Here is a 16,220-nt window from a genome sequence, read left to right on the forward strand (position 1 = left end):
TAATTACGCTTTTGACTTGATGTATCGGCAATTGACGGCCTGCTGGCGCAAGCGCTCACGCCATGCGAGCACATTGATTAAAACGCGAGATTTATCTGCATGGCCTTTACCTGCCACTGCACGGATAAGCGTACCGTCATCAAGCCATTTACGAATAAGGCTATCGCTGACACCACTTACTTTGGAGAACTCGGCGACGGTCATAACATCTGCAATTGAGGCACGAAGCATAGGCTCTAATGCGATAGTTAATACGGTGGCTAACTGTTGGAATTGCTCAGGATTAAGCGTTGAAACAACACTTTCCTGAGATAGTTCGGTTGATTTTGCGGTTTGCATATCGCATCATCCTGCGTTGGTTGATAGTAATGTTTGGTTATGTTCACATCTTGGCAGATGGGAGCACTTTAGATCTGTTTTGTGTATCTGTAAATACATAATTCGGTCTTGGGGTTTTTTTATGTGGGTTGAATCTGCGGTTGCTTCTGATGTGCTAGAAAGAATCCTTTCTTCTTATGGGTTTACTATGCAAAAGGAGTTAGGGGAAAAGCTTGGGATATCTAAAAGCAATGTGGCTGGCTGGCTGCAACGCGGACAGGTTCCCGGAAATGTAATCGTACAATGCGCCCTTGATACTGGTGCTGATGTGAATTGGTTAGTTACTGGTGAGTTTGATAATTCGCATTTGCAAATTGATGCGGAGATTTTAAAAGGCAAGCCGCTTTACGATCAGATACTCGCATCAGGTGGGAAAGCAGTGCTGCGCCGGATGATGGATGCCTACGGGTTCAGAACACAAAAAGAGTTAGGCGACCTGCTGGGGATTTCTACCGCGACGATCAGCACATGGATTCGTCGTAACTTTTTTCCCGGTGATGTAGTGATTGCCTGTGCGCTGGATACTGGCGTTTCTCTTGAGTGGCTGGCGACAGGGAAGGGCAAAGCGACGAGCAATGGTGAATCTGCGGATTCTTTGCCTGATATTTCCAACGCAAGTGTGCTTATACCGAAATATCGCCTTGATGCTGGAAAACTAAAAGAGTGTGGTTTCTGGTCTATGGATCGCACGTTGCTTGTGAGTGATTCCGTTCAGCCTGTTTACATTGATGGGTTGGGTAGTTCGTGGGGTGTGGATACCGCGCTGACAGATATCGGTAACGGGCGATGGGTCATTAATGTTGATGACTCTTATGATGTATTTGATATTGTCCGGCTTCCGGGCGGAAAACTGAAATTATCAAATCAATCTATAAATTTTGAATGTGGCATTAGCGACATTCAAGCATACGGTAGCGTTATTTTTACTTTGGAAAAAAACAAATAAGGGATTATCTAGATGAACGTAGTGATTGCCACAGCATTTTTTTCACTTTCAATTGTGGTTCTTACGTGGGTTATCTATGGGGTTTGGTCTGAACCGCAAGATAAAAATTTGAAAATTGGGAAATCTGTTTTAGCTGCTTGGTACTTCCTTACAGCAGGTGACGCTATGAGGTCAGTCGATGATTTCTCTGTCGGTTTTATTATGCTTATCGTCGGCTTTGCTACTGCTTTTTATTTGAGTAAAAGAAAAACTAAATCAAAAGATAGTAATGAAAGTGATGAGAATAAAGTAAAAAAAGAAATTGCAGCATTAAGAAAGCTTGGTTCAGCAAACAAACCTTTATCCGCTTCTACTTTTAACAACAATCAATCATCAGAAGAAGTTGGTATGTATGGAACACAATGCATTGCGTTTAGCTATGTGGATTCTACAGGAAATCAGACACGGCGTGAGGTTGATGTTGAATCTGTTGATGGTGAATATGTATATGGATACTGCCATTTAGCTGGGGATACTCGCACTTTCTTGCTGAATAGAATTGAAGGTAACATCATTGTTATGGATACGGGAGAATTACTAGACCCTTATAAATGGGCAGATTCTTTTGATTCTAAATAAGTAATTAAATAGCGAGAAATATGACGGTAAGAAAACTATCCAGCGGGAAATGGCTTTGTGAGTGCTACCCAAACGGGCGAAACTCCCGGCGAATAAGAAAGACGTTTAACACAAAAGGTGAAGCGGAATCCTTTGAAACCTACACCATGCGTGAGGTTGAAGATAAACCGTGGCTTGGTGAGAAAGAGGATCGCCGCAACCTTAGTGAACTAATTGAGCTTTGGAATAATTTGCATGGGCAGGCACTCAGTGCCAGTAAATCCCGCATGGGTAAACTGCGTATCATCTGTAACGGGCTGGGTGACCCGGTGGCCTCAAGATTGACAGCGAAAGATTGGGCGCATTACCGGGATAAACGCTTACGTGGAGAAATTGATAACGGCTACCATTCTGACCCCAAAATGTGGATAGCTAAACCGATCACGGTGAACCGAGAACACCAGTACCTTTATGCAATGTTCAATGAACTGAAAAGGCTAGGGGAGTGGACATTACCTAATCCGTTAGAAGGGATGCGCATCTTTAAAGAAGCAGATCGCGAAATGTCGTGGCTGACGACCTCCCAAATTCAACAATTGCTGGATGCCTGCGAACGCTACGGAAAAGTCTACCTTACGCGGATTGTTAAAGTATGTCTGGCAACAGGAGCAAGGTGGAGTGAAGCAGAAGGGCTAACACGTTCTCAGCTATCGCCTTACAAACTGACGTTCTTTAAAACCAAAGGCAAAAAAAACCGGACGGTGCCGATCCCGCGTTGGCTTCATGATGAGTTATCAGAATTACAAGGGAAGATGTTCCAGCCGTGCTATCAGGATTTTGTAAAGATGCTGGCCTTAACAAACATCGAGCTTATTGAAGGGCAAAATACCCACGTTTTACGGCACACTTTCGCGTCACATTTTATGATGAACGGCGGGAACATTCTGGTACTTCAGCGTATTCTTGGACACGCCAACATTCGTGAAACGATGCGGTATGCACACTTTGCCCCTGACCATCTGGAAGAAGCTGCTCATCTCAATCCCCTAGCTGGTTACAGTGGCGGCAAAGTGGCGGCAGAGAATAATAAAGGCTACTAAACATTACTATCTATAACGGCGTAACGTTTTGTTTTTTATGATAAGTATATGTTTTTGAATGAGGTCGGGGAAAAGCGTCTTAACTAAGATAGCGCTTTCGCAACATCCGAAAGTTGTTATTAATAAGGGGTTTAGCCAAAGGCTAAGCCCCTTTTTTTATGCTGGATGGCCGCAAAATGTCCATAGAGCATGGTTGTGTGGTAGCCCTCTTTCTGGGAATAAGTGCTTTGCTTAAGGCCCGAGTCTAAATGATGGGCCGTGTTGGTAGTAAAAAGCCCACCATTTTGGTGGGCTTCGCTTTCCCTGGTGCCATCATTATTGTTTGAATTTCAGTACCATGATGACATTAGGTGTGGTTATTTTATAAACGTTTATACAGATCAATTTTTCAATATTGATCGGTTACGGCGATCAAAACATCGTGTTGATACCGTTTTTATCCTGTTCAGAACGGCTTATTCGCGATGACAGTTGGGTACATGTGCATATGATCGTTAATGAACTGAATATCGGTGAATCCGGCCTGCTCTAACTGCAACTGTGTTTGTTTATGGGTACGAAACGCTGTCCAGGTTGCTCCAATAATGCGTGAGAAAAGGACATATTGAAGGGCTAGCAATTTCGGATCGGTGTTTATCCATGGGGAGTCTTGCGACATCGTAGGAGGAGGCGTCATAAAGCTGGTTATCAACGTGCCTCCAGGTTTCAGCCCAGAGTAAAACACGCGGTAAAGCTCAGTAACTTTGTCATCATCTTGTTCATAGACGTTGAGTCCGTTGCTAGTAATCACATCTGCCTGTGCTGCCAAATCAATTGTCCATGCATCAGCAAGTACCAACGATATCTTATTTTCCAGCCCTTGCTGACTGGCAAGCTTGTAAGCTTCTTCTAGGGCCTGTTTATCCAGATCGATCCCGATTAATTTCACATCTCGATGCCGCGTATAGTCCAACAGCAATAAGTCGGCCATGACACCGCAGGGGACAGATACCATGATAGCGTCGGGGCGCAAGAGTTCTTGAAGCAGACGTTGGAAAATACCGAATCGTTCGCGTGTCGCTAAAACATTGGGTAACTGGGTGTAGATGATTTCTTCGAGCGGATTAATGTAGTGAGTGGGTCGATGTGCTATCACATTATGCGTCCAGTACGCATTTAACCCATGATGTTTCAGTAAAAATTGGCCTAACTCGAGGTGGGAAAAAGCATCCAGAAGTGCGAGTTGCTCTTCTACGGAAATGCCGGGATAGTCGCCGGACTCGATAATTTTGTTCTTTACCGCGGCGACTCGTTCATCATGGCTTTCCTGCGATGAGGTCGCGTGTGATAAGAGTCTTGGGCTGCTATTTAGAGACGAGTTATGAGGCTTGCTTGAACCGGACATATGAGCACTCCATAATATCAATCGCTATCAGGAATAATGGTTTTAACTATCAATGAGGTATGCCTTTCGTTATCCCAGCATTAGATTGTTAATAACTTAATGTGACTATTTAATGTGAGCGATAATAGAGGGGAGGTATGTCTGACGTATTTCTGTGTGAGTACAAAAGTGAGTGGAATTGTTACCAGATGCGATGAGCCATAGCGCTTTGCCAGCTAAATTGCTGATGAGTATGGATCATCGCTTTCTCTTCGGGAGGATATTAAGGCAGGCTCTGTTGCCAGCGAGTTCGCAGTGTCTCTGCATTCTCTACGCCATCGCAACTGGCGGGAAAGTTTTTCCCTGCTTTTCCCCATTCTTCCATGTTATCGGTACCGCAAAAAACCGACTGTCCGGCCTGATAGCCACGTAGGTAGGTTTCACGGTCGATCTGAGGATTACCAAACCATTCCTGCAAAGTGCTATCGTCCTTTACGACCATGCCAGAGATTGCATCCTGATAACCCGTTTCGTACCAGAATCCTGACTCACTTTTAGCGGGTAGCGATGGGATGTTGCTTTGACATGCTGTCATTAAAAGAATTACAGCCAAGACATAACTGTATTTCATCATCAAACCTTCAATGTTTCGGCCATCGGCCTGAAGAAGCATCGCATCAGGCGATACCCAATTTTTCTTTCAGTAATTTGAGGTAGCGGCGACTGACGGGGATGTGTTTTCCCGTATGCGTCAATACTTCTGCTGCGCCGTTCTCCATTAACTGGATTTCTTTCAGCTGTTCCGTGTTAACCATATATTGACGATGGCAACGGACGAAAGGCGTTTTCTCTTCCAGCGTTTTCAGTGAAAGCTGGGTATAGCCAGACTGACTGACGCCCACGACATGCACGCCGCTGAGTTCTGAACAAAGATACTCGACTTCCTCAATCTTGAGCAAAAAAATACGATTGTGTCCGTTACAGGGGATGTGGCGAAGCAAGGGTTCTGAAATTATCTGTACGTTTTTATTTACACTCACGCCGCGGCGTAAACGATTTAGCGTTTTGCTTAGTCGCTGTGCATCTAGTGGTTTGAGTAAATAGTCAAAAGCATGCTCTTCAAATGCCCTCACTGCGTACTCATCATAGGCTGTCACGAAGACGACATAAGGCATATTTTCTGGATCCAACATGGCAACCAGCTCTAATCCGCTGACCTTTGGCATCTGTATATCCAGAAAAATCACATCCGGTTGTAGCCGATGGATAGCCGGGATCGCCTCCAGCGCATTGCTGCATTGTGCAATGATGGTGATATCAGACTCATTTTCCAGTAGCAGGCTGAGCTCTTCACGTGCCAGCTGTTCGTCATCGATGATTATGGCTTTCAGCATCCTTCCCCCTTGTTGGCGTGATTCTATCACTATTCATGCCAGGGATTAGCATGGTTGCGTCGGGAAGTGATAGGCCAGACAGATATCGTTTTTCTGGCAATATTTAGGGTGGTAATTTTTTATTTACACTAAGTGGATTGAAATCTTTACGGTTCGTGTTATGGTGTAAACATCATGCGTAGGCAGGTTGTACAGACAGCAGTCTTTACAGACGATCGCGAACATATTGAACTTTTCAGGAACAGACTCATGCAAAAAGATTCGCTTAATAATATTAATATCAGTGACGAGCAAATTTTGATTACCCCTGATGAATTGAAAGCCAAGTTTCCGCTTAACGACGCGGAGCAGCGTGATATTGCGCAAGCGAGAGCGACCATTGCGGATATCATTCATGGTCGTGACGATCGGTTGCTGATCGTCTGCGGGCCTTGCTCGATTCATGACACGGATGCTGCGTTGGAATACGCGCGCCGCCTGCAGTCGCTTGCCGCTGAATTGAACGATCGCCTCTACATTGTGATGCGCGTTTACTTTGAAAAACCGCGTACCACCGTGGGCTGGAAAGGGCTCATCAACGATCCGTTCATGGATGGTTCATTTGATGTGGAATCCGGGCTGCATATTGCGCGTGGGTTGCTATTAGAACTGGTGAATATGGGACTGCCGCTGGCGACTGAAGCGCTTGATCCGAACAGTCCGCAATACCTGGGGGATTTGTTCAGTTGGTCGGCTATCGGGGCACGTACGACGGAATCACAAACGCACCGTGAGATGGCTTCCGGCCTGTCGATGCCTGTTGGGTTCAAAAACGGCACGGATGGCAGTCTGGGAACGGCGATCAACGCGATGAGAGCCGCTGCAATGCCGCATCGCTTTGTGGGTATCAATCAAACGGGCCAGGTCTGTCTGCTGCAAACGCAAGGGAACATTGATGGCCATGTGATTCTGCGCGGTGGTAAAACCCCAAACTACAGTGCTCAGGATGTCGCCGAATGTGAAAAACAGATGGAGAAGGCGGGACTGAGACCATCGCTGATGATAGATTGTAGTCACGGTAATTCGAATAAAGACTACCGTCGTCAGCCACTTGTTGTTGAATCTGCGATTGAACAAATCAAGGCGGGAAATCGTTCCATTATAGGCTTGATGCTGGAAAGCCACCTCAACGAGGGGAGCCAGTCTTCAGAACAGCCGCGTTCAGATATGCACTACGGTGTATCGGTCACGGATGCCTGTATCAGTTGGGAAAGTACAGAGACGTTGCTGCGTTCCGTTCATCAAGAGCTGAGCGCTGCACGAGTGAAACATTCAGGAGAGTAACAAAATATGGTAGCTGAACTGACCGTATTGCGTGATCAGATAGATGAGGTAGATAAGGAGCTTGTCGCGCTGTTATCACGTCGGTTGCGTTTGGTGGCGGAAGTGGGTGAAGTGAAAAGCCGCCATGGTTTGCCCATTTATGCGCCCGATCGTGAAGCGGCCATGCTCAGCTCACGTCGTAAAGAAGCGGAGTCGATGGGGGTTCCGCCGGATCTCATTGAAGATATCCTGCGGCGTACCATGCGCGAATCCTACACCAGTGAAAACGACAAAGGCTTTAAACCGCTGTGCCCGCAGTTGCGTCCGGTCGTCATCATCGGTGGCCGGGGTCAAATGGGCAATCTGTTTGAGAAAATGCTGACGCTGTCGGGCTATCAGGTGAGAATTCTGGAGCAAGATGACTGGCCGCGTGCGGACGAGCTGCTGTCTGATGCTGGCATGGTGATTGTTAGCGTGCCGATTCACGTGACTGAGCAGGTGATTGCCCGCCTGCCTGCTTTACCAGATGACTGTATTTTGGTTGATTTAGCATCGGTAAAAAATGGTCCGCTTCAGGCAATGCTGGCGGTGCATAGTGGTCCGGTGCTTGGTCTGCATCCTATGTTCGGGCCAGACAGCGGCAGCCTTGCCAAGCAGGTTGTCGTCTATTGTGACGGTCGGCAGCCGGAAGCCTACCAGTGGTTATTGGAACAGATTCAGGTGTGGGGCGCGCGTCTGCATCGTATCAGCGCAGTCGAACACGATCAGAACATGATGTTCATTCAGGCGCTGCGCCACTTTGCTACATTCGCGTATGGTCTGCATTTAGCGGAAGAAAATGTGCAGCTTGAACAGCTATTAGCGCTGTCATCGCCAATCTATCGTCTGGAATTGATCATGGTTGGACGGCTGTTTGCGCAGGATCCGCAGCTTTATGCCGACATTATTATGTCTTCAGAGGATAATCTGGCGTTGATTAAGCGTTACTACAAACGTTTTGGCGAGGCGATTGAACTACTGGAGCAGACGGATAAGGCTGAATTTATCAACAGCTTCAAGAAGGTCGAACACTGGTTTGGCGACTATGCCAAACGCTTTCAGGCGGAGAGCAGGGTGCTTTTGCGTCAGGCAAACGATATTCGTCAATAAGTACGTTTACTATCTTGGTTGTGTTTAAGAAGCCATCCCGGGGATACTAGGATGGCTTTTTCAATTCTTCGTTTACATCGATTATTCGTTCACATCGACAGGGACGACGTTTTCACTCGGGTAGCAGCCCAACACTTTTAACGAGCGGGTTATAGGGGCTAATCCTTTTAGCGCTTTCTGCATGGCATCGCTGCGCAGGTTGGCCTGTACGTCCAGATAGAACATCTCTTCCCACGGGTTACCGTTGATCGGTCTGGATTCCAGCTTGGTCATCACAATGCCGTTATCGCGCAATACCAACAGGGCTTCTACCAGCGCACCTGACTGTTGGCCGGTTGCCATAATTAGCGTGGTTTTTGCCGGCACTTGTTCTGTCACATCAATCGGCTTGCGTGCTAATACAATGAAGCGGGTGATGTTTTGCGACTGATTTGCCAGATCGTGTTCCAGCATCTGTAGCTGATAAAGCTGACCACCGGCTTCGCTGCCGAGCGCCGCTGCTTTTGGTGAGTTGAGCGCTGCGACTTTTTCCATCGCCGCAGCCGTGCTCTCACAATATTCAATCTTCCAGTGTGGAAAACGGTTAATGAAATGGCTGCACTGCTGGAACGGTTGAGGGTGGCTGTAAACCGTTTCGATCTGTTCCAATGACGTATCGGTGGCAACTAAAACGCAGTGATTTATCGGATTGGTTAATTCGCCGACGATGGATAAAGCCGTGTGTTGCAGCAGATCGTAGACGTCGTTAATCGAACCAGAGCTGGTGTTTTCAATCGGCAGAACGGCATAGTCCGCTTGCCCTGTTTCCACCATGTTGAAGATGTCCTGAAATTTCTGGCAACCACATTCGATAAATTGCTCGAAGTGTCGCGCGGCATATTGGCGAGCGGCAAGATGGGAATAAGAGCCTTTCGGGCCGAGAAACGCAATACGGGCAGAGTGTGACGTTGTTTGGTTAAGGTGATGCTGCAAGAGCGCCTGCTGCGTCAGTACCGAATCTTCAATGATGAGCTGAAATAAGCGGGTAATGTAGTGACCATCAAGATGATGCTTTTTCCCAGCGGCTGTCAGTTTATCCAGCAAATCACGCTCACGCTCTTTATCACGGATTGGGCGATGCGAATGCAATTTGCTGCGGGCAACGTCCAGCGCGAGTTCTCGTCTTTGTGCCAACAATTCAATTAATTGCAGATCCAATGCGCTGATGCGTTCTCGCAGTGCCAGTAATGGGTTGTCTGTCATGATGCTGTTACCTGTCTTATGTTCTTATATAAAAAAAGCCTCCCGGTTAGGAGGCTTTTTTGTTCGTCTTCGTATTCTTGCTCTTACGACGAATCGCCTCCCAAATCAGGGGAAGGTGAAAAAGAATACGAAGAAGAACAGTTTATTTGTCATGTTTACTCGGTTAGTCAGGAAGATATCCAGATTCTGAGTAGGTAAGGTAACTGTTGGCTTTTCATCCTGTCAATACAAAATCGCCGAGTGCAATTTTAAACGAGGTATCGCGTTGGCTCTTTAGGATGCGGATTGCGGAGTTTGGAATGCAAAAACGCGCCCTCAGGCGCGTTATATTGAGGTAAAAAGGGATAATTACTCTTCTTGAGTCGGCTGGAGATTCGCTTCTTTGACGCTAGCTACTGCACGTCTGGCTTCACCTTTATGCTGGAGTTTGTCCAACTGGCGCTCAAGCTTGGTAATTAGCTCATTGATGGCGGCATACATATCATCATGCTTGGCGCTGGCAACCAGCGGGCCATTTGGCGTACTGATAGTGCCATCAGCAACAAAACCCTGTGGTTCTTTTGACAAAATAATATGCGGGTTAATCAGCTGGGTTTGCCACTTGTCCAGCTTGGAAAGACGGTCTTCGACATGTTGACGAATTGCGGGGGTGATATCCATTTGCTTACTGGTAATATTAATAGTCATATAAACTTACCTCTCTGCCTATGTCCGTCTTGGATAATTTCAGCATACAGTGAGTTGTGACAAAAAGCGTGATATTGATCGCTTTTTTTCGTCACTTTTTGTCAAGAAAACGCGATTTGTGAAGCATCATCGGGAATAGGAGGGAAGTGCTTGAGGGGGCATCTGGCCTGTGCCATTATTGATAGGATGTATTGACGTTACCGCGCTGTTTTTGACTCCCGCCGACCCGTTTTTTCTACATCATTGATGTATAGCCAATTGATCGAACCATAAAAAAACGGCAACCGAAGCTGCCGTCTCATTACTGCGTGTCACTTGTCGTTTATGCTGGATTCGCCGCGATGACTTTTGCGACTTTGTCCGCTTGTGCGGCCAGTTGCAGTTCACGGTAGGCATTTTCCATCAACGGCAACGCAGTTTTCGTTGCCTGGGTATCTGGGTAATCACGCAGCATTTGCTCAACGCGATTAACTACTGCCACATAAGCGCCGCGTTTCGTGTAGTATTGCGCGACAGAAAGTTCATATTTGGCTAGACGCTCTTTGAGGTAAACCAAACGCTTGTTTGCGTCGGTGGCGTATTGGCTGTTCGGGTATCCCTGAATGAGCTTGCTGAAATCCCGAAATGCGGTGCGAGCATACTGCGGATCGCGATCGGAACGATCAACACCGAAGAAGCCTTGTAACGCACTATCATCCAGCGCCATGTCGGTCAGGCCGCGCATGTACAGGACATAGTCCACGTTTGGATGGGTCGGGTTGAGTCGCAGGAAGCGGTCAATAGAAGCTTGGGCCAATGGCAGCTCTGCGGATTTGTAATAGGCGTAGATCAAATCCAACTGTACTTGCTGCGAGTAAGGGCCAAAGGGATACCGGTTATCCAGTGCTTCCAACTGCGTGATGGCTGCTTTAAAGTTGCCGTCTTGCAGTTTTTGTTGAGCATTGGCATAGATTTCAGATGGCGGACTATCAGGAACCGCATCTTTGGAATTGCTGGAGCAACCAGCCAGCGCCAGGCTCAACGTGGCGGCAGCCACCAGATATTTCATACGCGTCATGACGTTTTGATTATCCTCAGAATGTTATTCCGGGAGACTGTCCGTGAAGCTCCCGATTTAGACCAGCTACAATAGTACATTATTTTAAACGGCGTCGCCGTCAAAACCCAACGTTAACGAAGAAGCTGCATAATATGGCACAACAAGTACAACTCACCGCAACGGTGGCCGAATCTCAACTCGGACAACGTTTAGATCAGGCTTTGGCCGAATTGTTCCCTGATTATTCACGATCCCGCATAAAAGAGTGGATTCTTGAGAATCGAGTACAGATTAACGGCAATGTCACCAATAAGCCAAAAGAGAAAGTACTTGGCGGCGAATCGGTAGCGATTGATGCATTGATTGAAGAAGAAGCACGCTGGGAAGCACAGGATATCAAGCTGGATATCGTGTACGAAGATCAGGATATCCTGGTCATCAATAAACCCAGAGATCTGGTGGTTCACCCCGGTGCGGGTAACCCAGATGGCACGGTATTGAATGCCTTGTTACATCATTATCCCGAGATTGTCGACGTGCCCCGTGCCGGGATTGTGCACCGGCTTGATAAAGATACGACTGGGCTCATGGTGGTCGCGAAAACCGTACCAGCACAGACGCGTTTAGTTGAGGCGTTACAGGCGCGTGAAATTACGCGTGAATATGAAGCTGTTGCGATTGGTTCGATGACCGCAGGTGGTATGGTCGAACAGCCTATCGCTCGCCACGCAACCAAGCGTACTCATATGGCCGTGCACCCAATGGGTAAACCTGCAGTGACGCATTATCGCATCATGGAACATTTCCGTGCGCATACCCGTTTGCGGTTGCGTCTGGAAACGGGGCGCACCCATCAGATTCGCGTGCACATGGCGCACATTAATCATCCTCTGGTTGGCGATCAGCTATACGGTGGTCGTCCTCGCCCGCCAAAAGGCGCTTCGGAGGATTTCATTGAAACGCTGCGTGGGTTCGATCGTCAGGCGCTGCATGCCACCATGCTGCGTTTCTACCATCCTATTACTGGCATTCACATGGAATGGCATGCGGAATTGCCACAAGATATGGTCGATCTGATTAATGCACTGAAAGCGGATACCGAAGCGTTTAAGGATCAGCTCGACTGGTAATGTATTCAATACGATAAGTGCCGATTTATAGAGGTGACGGACTATGCTGATATACCCCGACTGGCCTTTGCCAGAAAGTGTGAAATCTTGTAGTACGACGCGTGTTGGCGGACGTAGTGTAGCACCTTATGATTCGCTAAATTTAGGGAACCATGTGGGCGATGAGCCTGCGCATGTTACCGCAAATCGGCAAACGCTGGTGGAGATGGCTGGCCTTCCCGCTATGCCGCATTGGTTGGAACAGGTTCATGGCACCGATGTGATTCGTATTGGCGAGACGTCCCCAACGTCCGTTTGTGGTGATGCTGCTTATACGGATAAGAAAGGAAAAGTCTGTGCGGTGATGACGGCTGACTGTTTGCCCGTGCTTTTTTGTGCCATCAACGGCGACGAAGTCGCTGCCGCCCATGCTGGCTGGCGGGGATTGCACGCCGGGGTACTGGAAGAAACGTTAGCCTGTTTCCGTGCGCAACCCGCGCAAATTATGGCGTGGCTGGGGCCTGCTATTGGGCCTGATGCCTTTGAGGTCGGCCCTGAAGTCAGGGATGCATTTATTCAGCATGATATGGCTGCGGCCTCAGCATTTCGGCCTGAAGGAAATAAATTTTTTGCCGATATCTACCAACTGGCAAGTCTGCGCTTACGTGCCGCAGGGATAACGCAAATTTTTGGTGGAAATGCCTGTACTGTGAGTGAACCTCACAAATTTTTCTCTTATCGGCGTGATGGTGTGACTGGCCGTATGGCAAGTTTAATCTGGCTGATATAACCTATTGAATTAAGACGATCCAAGACAAGTAACGTTTAAATCCTGTCACGACTGGCAAAATAACCTTGAAATTTTTGAGGGATGACCTCATTTAATCTCCAGTAGCAATTTTGACCAGTGTACGGGAGGTGTTATGCGTCTGGATCGTCTTACCAACAAATTCCAACTTGCTCTTGCTGATGCCCAGTCTCTTGCCCTTGGGCGCGATCACCAGTTTATTGAACCACTTCATTTGATGAGCGCTTTGCTTCATCAGGATGGTGGAACTGTTGGTCCACTTCTGACTGTTGCCGGAGCTAATCTTAATCACCTGAAAACCGAAATCGACCAGGCAATCACGCGTTTGCCGCAGGTTGAAGGCACTGATGGTGATGTCCAACCTTCTAACGAGTTAGTCCGCGTATTGAATATGTGTGACAAACTCGCGCAAAAGCGTGGCGATACCTTTATTTCCTCGGAACTTTTCGTGCTTGCTGCTTTGGAGTCTCGCGGCGCGCTGGGGGATATATTGAAAAAAGCGGGCGTCACGCAGCAAGGTGTAGCAAATGCTATCGATCAAGTGAGAGGAGGGGATCAAGTGAACGATCAGGGGGCTGAAGATCAGCGCCAGGCATTGAAAAAATTCACGATTGACCTCACGGAACGTGCGGAGCAAGGCAAACTCGATCCTGTGATCGGGCGTGATGAGGAAATTCGCCGCACTATTCAGGTTCTGCAACGTCGAACTAAAAATAACCCGGTGTTAATCGGTGAACCCGGCGTGGGTAAAACCGCGATAGTAGAAGGGTTAGCCCAGCGTATCGTTAATGGCGAAGTGCCTGAAGGCCTGAAAAACAAGCGCGTACTTTCACTGGATATGGGCGCGCTGGTGGCGGGTGCGAAATACCGTGGTGAGTTTGAAGAGCGTTTAAAAGGCGTGCTCAACGACCTGTCTAAGCAAGAAGGCAACGTCATTCTGTTTATTGATGAACTTCATACGATGGTGGGGGCAGGCAAAGCTGATGGCGCGATGGATGCCGGTAATATGCTAAAACCTGCGTTAGCGCGTGGTGAGTTGCATTGCGTCGGGGCGACAACGCTCGATGAGTATCGGCAATATATTGAAAAAGACGCGGCCCTTGAGCGTCGTTTCCAGAAAGTGTTTGTCGCTGAACCTACCGTTGAAGACACGATTGCGATTCTACGTGGGCTGAAAGAGCGCTATGAATTGCACCATCATGTACAAATTACTGACCCGGCGATTGTTGCGGCGGCCATGCTATCTAACCGCTATATCGCGGATCGTCAACTGCCGGATAAAGCGATTGACCTGATTGATGAGGCGGCATCCAGTATTCGTATTCAGATTGATTCGAAACCAGAGCCCCTTGATCGGCTTGAGCGCCGAATCATCCAGTTAAAGCTGGAACAGCAGGCGCTGAAAAAAGAATCTGATGATGCCAGCCAAAAGCGGCTTGAATTGCTGAGTGCGGAACTCGACCAAAAAGAGCGTGAATATTCCCGGCAAGAGGAAGAGTGGAAAGCAGAAAAAGCGTCACTCACGGGAACGCAGAATATTAAAGCGTCTTTAGAGCAGGCGAAAATTGCGCTGGAACAGGCTCGCCGTCAGGGCGACCTGGGGAGAATGTCTGAGCTGCAATACGGCAAAATCCCTGAGCTAGAGAAACAGTTGGCAGCAGCAACGCAGCAGGAAGGGAAAACGATGCATTTGCTGCGTAATCGAGTAACGGATGTTGAAATCGCGGATGTGCTGGCGCGTTGGACTGGGATTCCTGTTTCTCGCATGTTGGAAAGTGAGAAAGAAAAATTATTACGCATGGAAGATGAACTGCATCAGCGTGTGATCGGGCAGAACGAAGCCGTTGAAGCGGTAGCGAATTCTATCCGTCGTAGTCGGGCAGGGCTATCCGACCCAAATCGTCCTATTGGCTCGTTCCTGTTCCTTGGGCCAACAGGCGTTGGGAAAACGGAACTTTGCAAAACGCTGGCTACTTTCCTCTTCGACAGTGATGACGCCATGGTGCGTATTGATATGTCTGAGTTTATGGAGAAACACTCGGTTTCGCGTTTGGTCGGTGCGCCTCCGGGATATGTCGGTTACGAAGAAGGGGGGTATTTGACAGAAGCGGTACGCCGTCGCCCTTATTCGGTCATTTTGCTAGATGAGATCGAAAAGGCACACCCTGATGTGTTTAATATCCTGCTTCAGGTATTAGATGATGGGCGCCTCACTGATGGTCAGGGCAGAACGGTGGACTTCCGTAATACTGTGGTCATCATGACGTCAAACTTGGGATCTGACCTTATTCAGGAACGTTTTGGTGAGCGTAGCTATACCGAAATGAGGGATATGGTACTTGAAGTTGTTAGCCACAACTTCCGCCCCGAGTTTATCAACCGTATCGATGAGGTCGTGGTATTCCATCCACTGGGAAGGGCACATATTACGTCTATCGCACAAATTCAGCTCCAGAGACTGTACAAGCGTCTTGAAGAGCGTGGATATAGCGTCACGATCACGGATGCAGCTTTAGATATGCTTGGGGAGGTCGGGTTTGATCCTGTCTATGGTGCTCGTCCGCTTAAAAGAGCGATACAGCAACTGATAGAGAACCCACTTGCTCAGCAGATACTGGGGGGGAAATTGATACCCGGTAAACCGATCACGTTAGATGTTGAAGGCGAACAGATAGTCGCACTGCAAGAGTAATGTGAAACGGTAAGTAATCAACGGGGACATTTGCCAATGAATGTCCCCGTTTTCACGTCTCAAGCTCAAATTACATTCATTTTCTGTATGGAGAGTGCACGAAACACTGGTTTTTGGTTTCTTTTTGAACGCTTGGAAAATAATTTGCATTTAGCGCTTGTCAGTGGCCGAGAAGTCCCTATAATGCGCCTCCACTGATACGGCAACAGCGACACGCAGTTGTGGTGACAGGGAAAAAGATTCAACGAAGGCGGTCAGTAATGACTTGACTTCACAGCGGAAAAGCATAGTATATGCAGCCCGCGCCACCGATGAAGTGGCACTGCTCTTTAACAATTTAATCAGACAATCTGTGTGGGCACTCACAAGACCGTATCTTAACGATATAAAAAGTCTTGAAGAGTGAACAACAGT

16 protein-coding genes and 1 other annotated feature are annotated in these 16,220 nt (G+C 47.8%); of the genes, 8 read left to right on the forward strand and 8 right to left on the reverse strand.

The window, feature by feature from the left end; genetic code table 11:
• Positions 1-3: 3 nt before the first annotated feature.
• The gene (locus BUB06_RS20790; RefSeq protein WP_039475960.1) at positions 4-339 is read right to left on the reverse strand and encodes a MerR family transcriptional regulator; all 336 of its coding nucleotides are present in this window, start codon (positions 337-339) and stop codon (positions 4-6) included.
• Positions 340-460: 121 nt separating this feature from the next.
• Between BUB06_RS20790 and BUB06_RS20795 the strand changes: the two genes are divergently transcribed.
• From BUB06_RS20795 to BUB06_RS20805, 3 genes are read left to right on the forward strand one after another with little or no spacing between them, the layout of a single operon-like run.
• The gene (locus BUB06_RS20795) at positions 461-1,324 is read left to right on the forward strand and encodes a phage repressor protein CI (RefSeq protein ID WP_039475961.1); all 864 of its coding nucleotides are present in this window, start codon (positions 461-463) and stop codon (positions 1,322-1,324) included.
• 12 nt (positions 1,325-1,336) lie between these two features.
• Entirely contained in the window at positions 1,337-1,942 is a 606-nt protein-coding gene (locus BUB06_RS20800) for a WYL domain-containing protein (protein WP_051982128.1), read from the forward strand.
• A 20-nt stretch (positions 1,943-1,962) separates the two neighbouring features.
• Positions 1,963-3,021 carry a site-specific integrase gene (locus BUB06_RS20805; protein WP_039475963.1) on the forward strand — a complete coding sequence of 353 codons (1,059 nt, stop codon included), beginning with the start codon at positions 1,963-1,965 and terminating at the stop codon, positions 3,019-3,021.
• A 445-nt stretch (positions 3,022-3,466) separates the two neighbouring features.
• Here the strand turns inward: BUB06_RS20805 and BUB06_RS20810 are convergent, their stop codons facing one another.
• The 3 genes from BUB06_RS20810 to btsR all read right to left on the reverse strand — a co-directional run bounded on the left by BUB06_RS20810 (position 3,467) and on the right by btsR (position 5,778).
• Positions 3,467-4,405: a class I SAM-dependent methyltransferase gene (locus tag BUB06_RS20810; protein ID WP_039475965.1), complete on the reverse strand. Its 939-nt coding sequence runs from the start codon at positions 4,403-4,405 to the stop codon at positions 3,467-3,469.
• Positions 4,406-4,667: 262 nt separating this feature from the next.
• Positions 4,668-5,015 carry a DUF2799 domain-containing protein gene (locus BUB06_RS20815; protein ID WP_039475996.1) on the reverse strand — a complete coding sequence of 116 codons (348 nt, stop codon included), beginning with the start codon at positions 5,013-5,015 and terminating at the stop codon, positions 4,668-4,670.
• A 46-nt stretch (positions 5,016-5,061) separates the two neighbouring features.
• A complete protein-coding gene (btsR, locus tag BUB06_RS20820; RefSeq protein WP_010306189.1) occupies positions 5,062-5,778 on the reverse strand; it encodes a two-component system response regulator BtsR in 717 nt (238 codons plus the stop codon).
• A 249-nt stretch (positions 5,779-6,027) separates the two neighbouring features.
• Between btsR and BUB06_RS20825 the strand changes: the two genes are divergently transcribed.
• Together BUB06_RS20825 and tyrA are read left to right on the forward strand one after the other, a co-directional pair.
• Positions 6,028-7,101 carry a 3-deoxy-7-phosphoheptulonate synthase gene (locus BUB06_RS20825; RefSeq protein ID WP_039475968.1) on the forward strand — a complete coding sequence of 358 codons (1,074 nt, stop codon included), beginning with the start codon at positions 6,028-6,030 and terminating at the stop codon, positions 7,099-7,101.
• A 6-nt stretch (positions 7,102-7,107) separates the two neighbouring features.
• Positions 7,108-8,229, forward strand: a complete 1,122-nt coding sequence (gene tyrA, locus BUB06_RS20830) for a bifunctional chorismate mutase/prephenate dehydrogenase (RefSeq protein ID WP_010306185.1) — start codon at positions 7,108-7,110, stop codon at positions 8,227-8,229.
• 81 nt (positions 8,230-8,310) lie between these two features.
• On the opposite strand, the gene pheA is transcribed toward tyrA, so the two are convergent.
• The 3 genes from pheA to bamD all read right to left on the reverse strand — a co-directional run bounded on the left by pheA (position 8,311) and on the right by bamD (position 11,215).
• Positions 8,311-9,471, reverse strand: coding sequence for a bifunctional chorismate mutase/prephenate dehydratase (gene pheA / locus BUB06_RS20835; RefSeq protein ID WP_039475971.1), 1,161 nt, complete (start codon positions 9,469-9,471; stop codon positions 8,311-8,313).
• Positions 9,472-9,499: 28 nt separating this feature from the next.
• Positions 9,500-9,625: a sequence feature (Phe leader region), on the reverse strand.
• A 194-nt stretch (positions 9,626-9,819) separates the two neighbouring features.
• On the reverse strand, positions 9,820-10,158 hold the full coding sequence (raiA, locus tag BUB06_RS20840) for a ribosome-associated translation inhibitor RaiA (RefSeq protein WP_010306175.1): 339 nt from the start codon (positions 10,156-10,158) through the stop codon (positions 9,820-9,822).
• A 322-nt stretch (positions 10,159-10,480) separates the two neighbouring features.
• Positions 10,481-11,215, reverse strand: a complete 735-nt coding sequence (gene bamD, locus BUB06_RS20845) for an outer membrane protein assembly factor BamD (RefSeq protein ID WP_010306171.1) — start codon at positions 11,213-11,215, stop codon at positions 10,481-10,483.
• 134 nt (positions 11,216-11,349) lie between these two features.
• On the opposite strand from bamD, the gene rluD reads away from it, so the two are divergent.
• From rluD to clpB, 3 genes are all read left to right on the forward strand, one after another.
• On the forward strand, positions 11,350-12,327 hold the full coding sequence (gene rluD / locus BUB06_RS20855; protein WP_039475975.1) for a 23S rRNA pseudouridine(1911/1915/1917) synthase RluD: 978 nt from the start codon (positions 11,350-11,352) through the stop codon (positions 12,325-12,327).
• Positions 12,328-12,370: 43 nt separating this feature from the next.
• Entirely contained in the window at positions 12,371-13,096 is a 726-nt protein-coding gene (yfiH, locus tag BUB06_RS20860; RefSeq protein ID WP_039475978.1) for a purine nucleoside phosphorylase YfiH, read from the forward strand.
• A 133-nt stretch (positions 13,097-13,229) separates the two neighbouring features.
• Positions 13,230-15,806: an ATP-dependent chaperone ClpB gene (gene clpB, locus BUB06_RS20865; RefSeq protein WP_039475981.1), complete on the forward strand. Its 2,577-nt coding sequence runs from the start codon at positions 13,230-13,232 to the stop codon at positions 15,804-15,806.
• 150 nt (positions 15,807-15,956) lie between these two features.
• On the opposite strand, the gene BUB06_RS22220 is transcribed toward clpB, so the two are convergent.
• The coding region (locus tag BUB06_RS22220) for a hypothetical protein (protein WP_214607469.1) at positions 15,957-16,220 on the reverse strand (264 nt) is incomplete at its 5' end.

It is taken from the genome of Pectobacterium carotovorum, from assembly GCF_900129615.1.
GTDB classification, from domain to species: Bacteria; Pseudomonadota; Gammaproteobacteria; order Enterobacterales; family Enterobacteriaceae; genus Pectobacterium; species Pectobacterium carotovorum.

Coding starts and splice junctions, on each gene's coding strand:
- BUB06_RS20810 (WP_039475965.1), bottom strand. CDS start 4,405: ATGTCCGGTTCAAGCAAGCCTCATAACTCGTCTCTAAATAGCAGCCCA.
- raiA (WP_010306175.1), bottom strand. CDS start 10,158: ATGACTATTAATATTACCAGTAAGCAAATGGATATCACCCCCGCAATT.
- BUB06_RS20805 (WP_039475963.1), top strand. CDS start 1,963: ATGACGGTAAGAAAACTATCCAGCGGGAAATGGCTTTGTGAGTGCTAC.
- BUB06_RS20795 (WP_039475961.1), top strand. CDS start 461: ATGTGGGTTGAATCTGCGGTTGCTTCTGATGTGCTAGAAAGAATCCTT.
- bamD (WP_010306171.1), bottom strand. CDS start 11,215: ATGACGCGTATGAAATATCTGGTGGCTGCCGCCACGTTGAGCCTGGCG.
- yfiH (WP_039475978.1), top strand. CDS start 12,371: ATGCTGATATACCCCGACTGGCCTTTGCCAGAAAGTGTGAAATCTTGT.
- pheA (WP_039475971.1), bottom strand. CDS start 9,471: ATGACAGACAACCCATTACTGGCACTGCGAGAACGCATCAGCGCATTG.
- clpB (WP_039475981.1), top strand. CDS start 13,230: ATGCGTCTGGATCGTCTTACCAACAAATTCCAACTTGCTCTTGCTGAT.
- rluD (WP_039475975.1), top strand. CDS start 11,350: ATGGCACAACAAGTACAACTCACCGCAACGGTGGCCGAATCTCAACTC.
- BUB06_RS20800 (WP_051982128.1), top strand. CDS start 1,337: ATGAACGTAGTGATTGCCACAGCATTTTTTTCACTTTCAATTGTGGTT.
- BUB06_RS20815 (WP_039475996.1), bottom strand. CDS start 5,015: ATGAAATACAGTTATGTCTTGGCTGTAATTCTTTTAATGACAGCATGT.
- BUB06_RS20790 (WP_039475960.1), bottom strand. CDS start 339: ATGCAAACCGCAAAATCAACCGAACTATCTCAGGAAAGTGTTGTTTCA.
- btsR (WP_010306189.1), bottom strand. CDS start 5,778: ATGCTGAAAGCCATAATCATCGATGACGAACAGCTGGCACGTGAAGAG.
- tyrA (WP_010306185.1), top strand. CDS start 7,108: ATGGTAGCTGAACTGACCGTATTGCGTGATCAGATAGATGAGGTAGAT.
- BUB06_RS20825 (WP_039475968.1), top strand. CDS start 6,028: ATGCAAAAAGATTCGCTTAATAATATTAATATCAGTGACGAGCAAATT.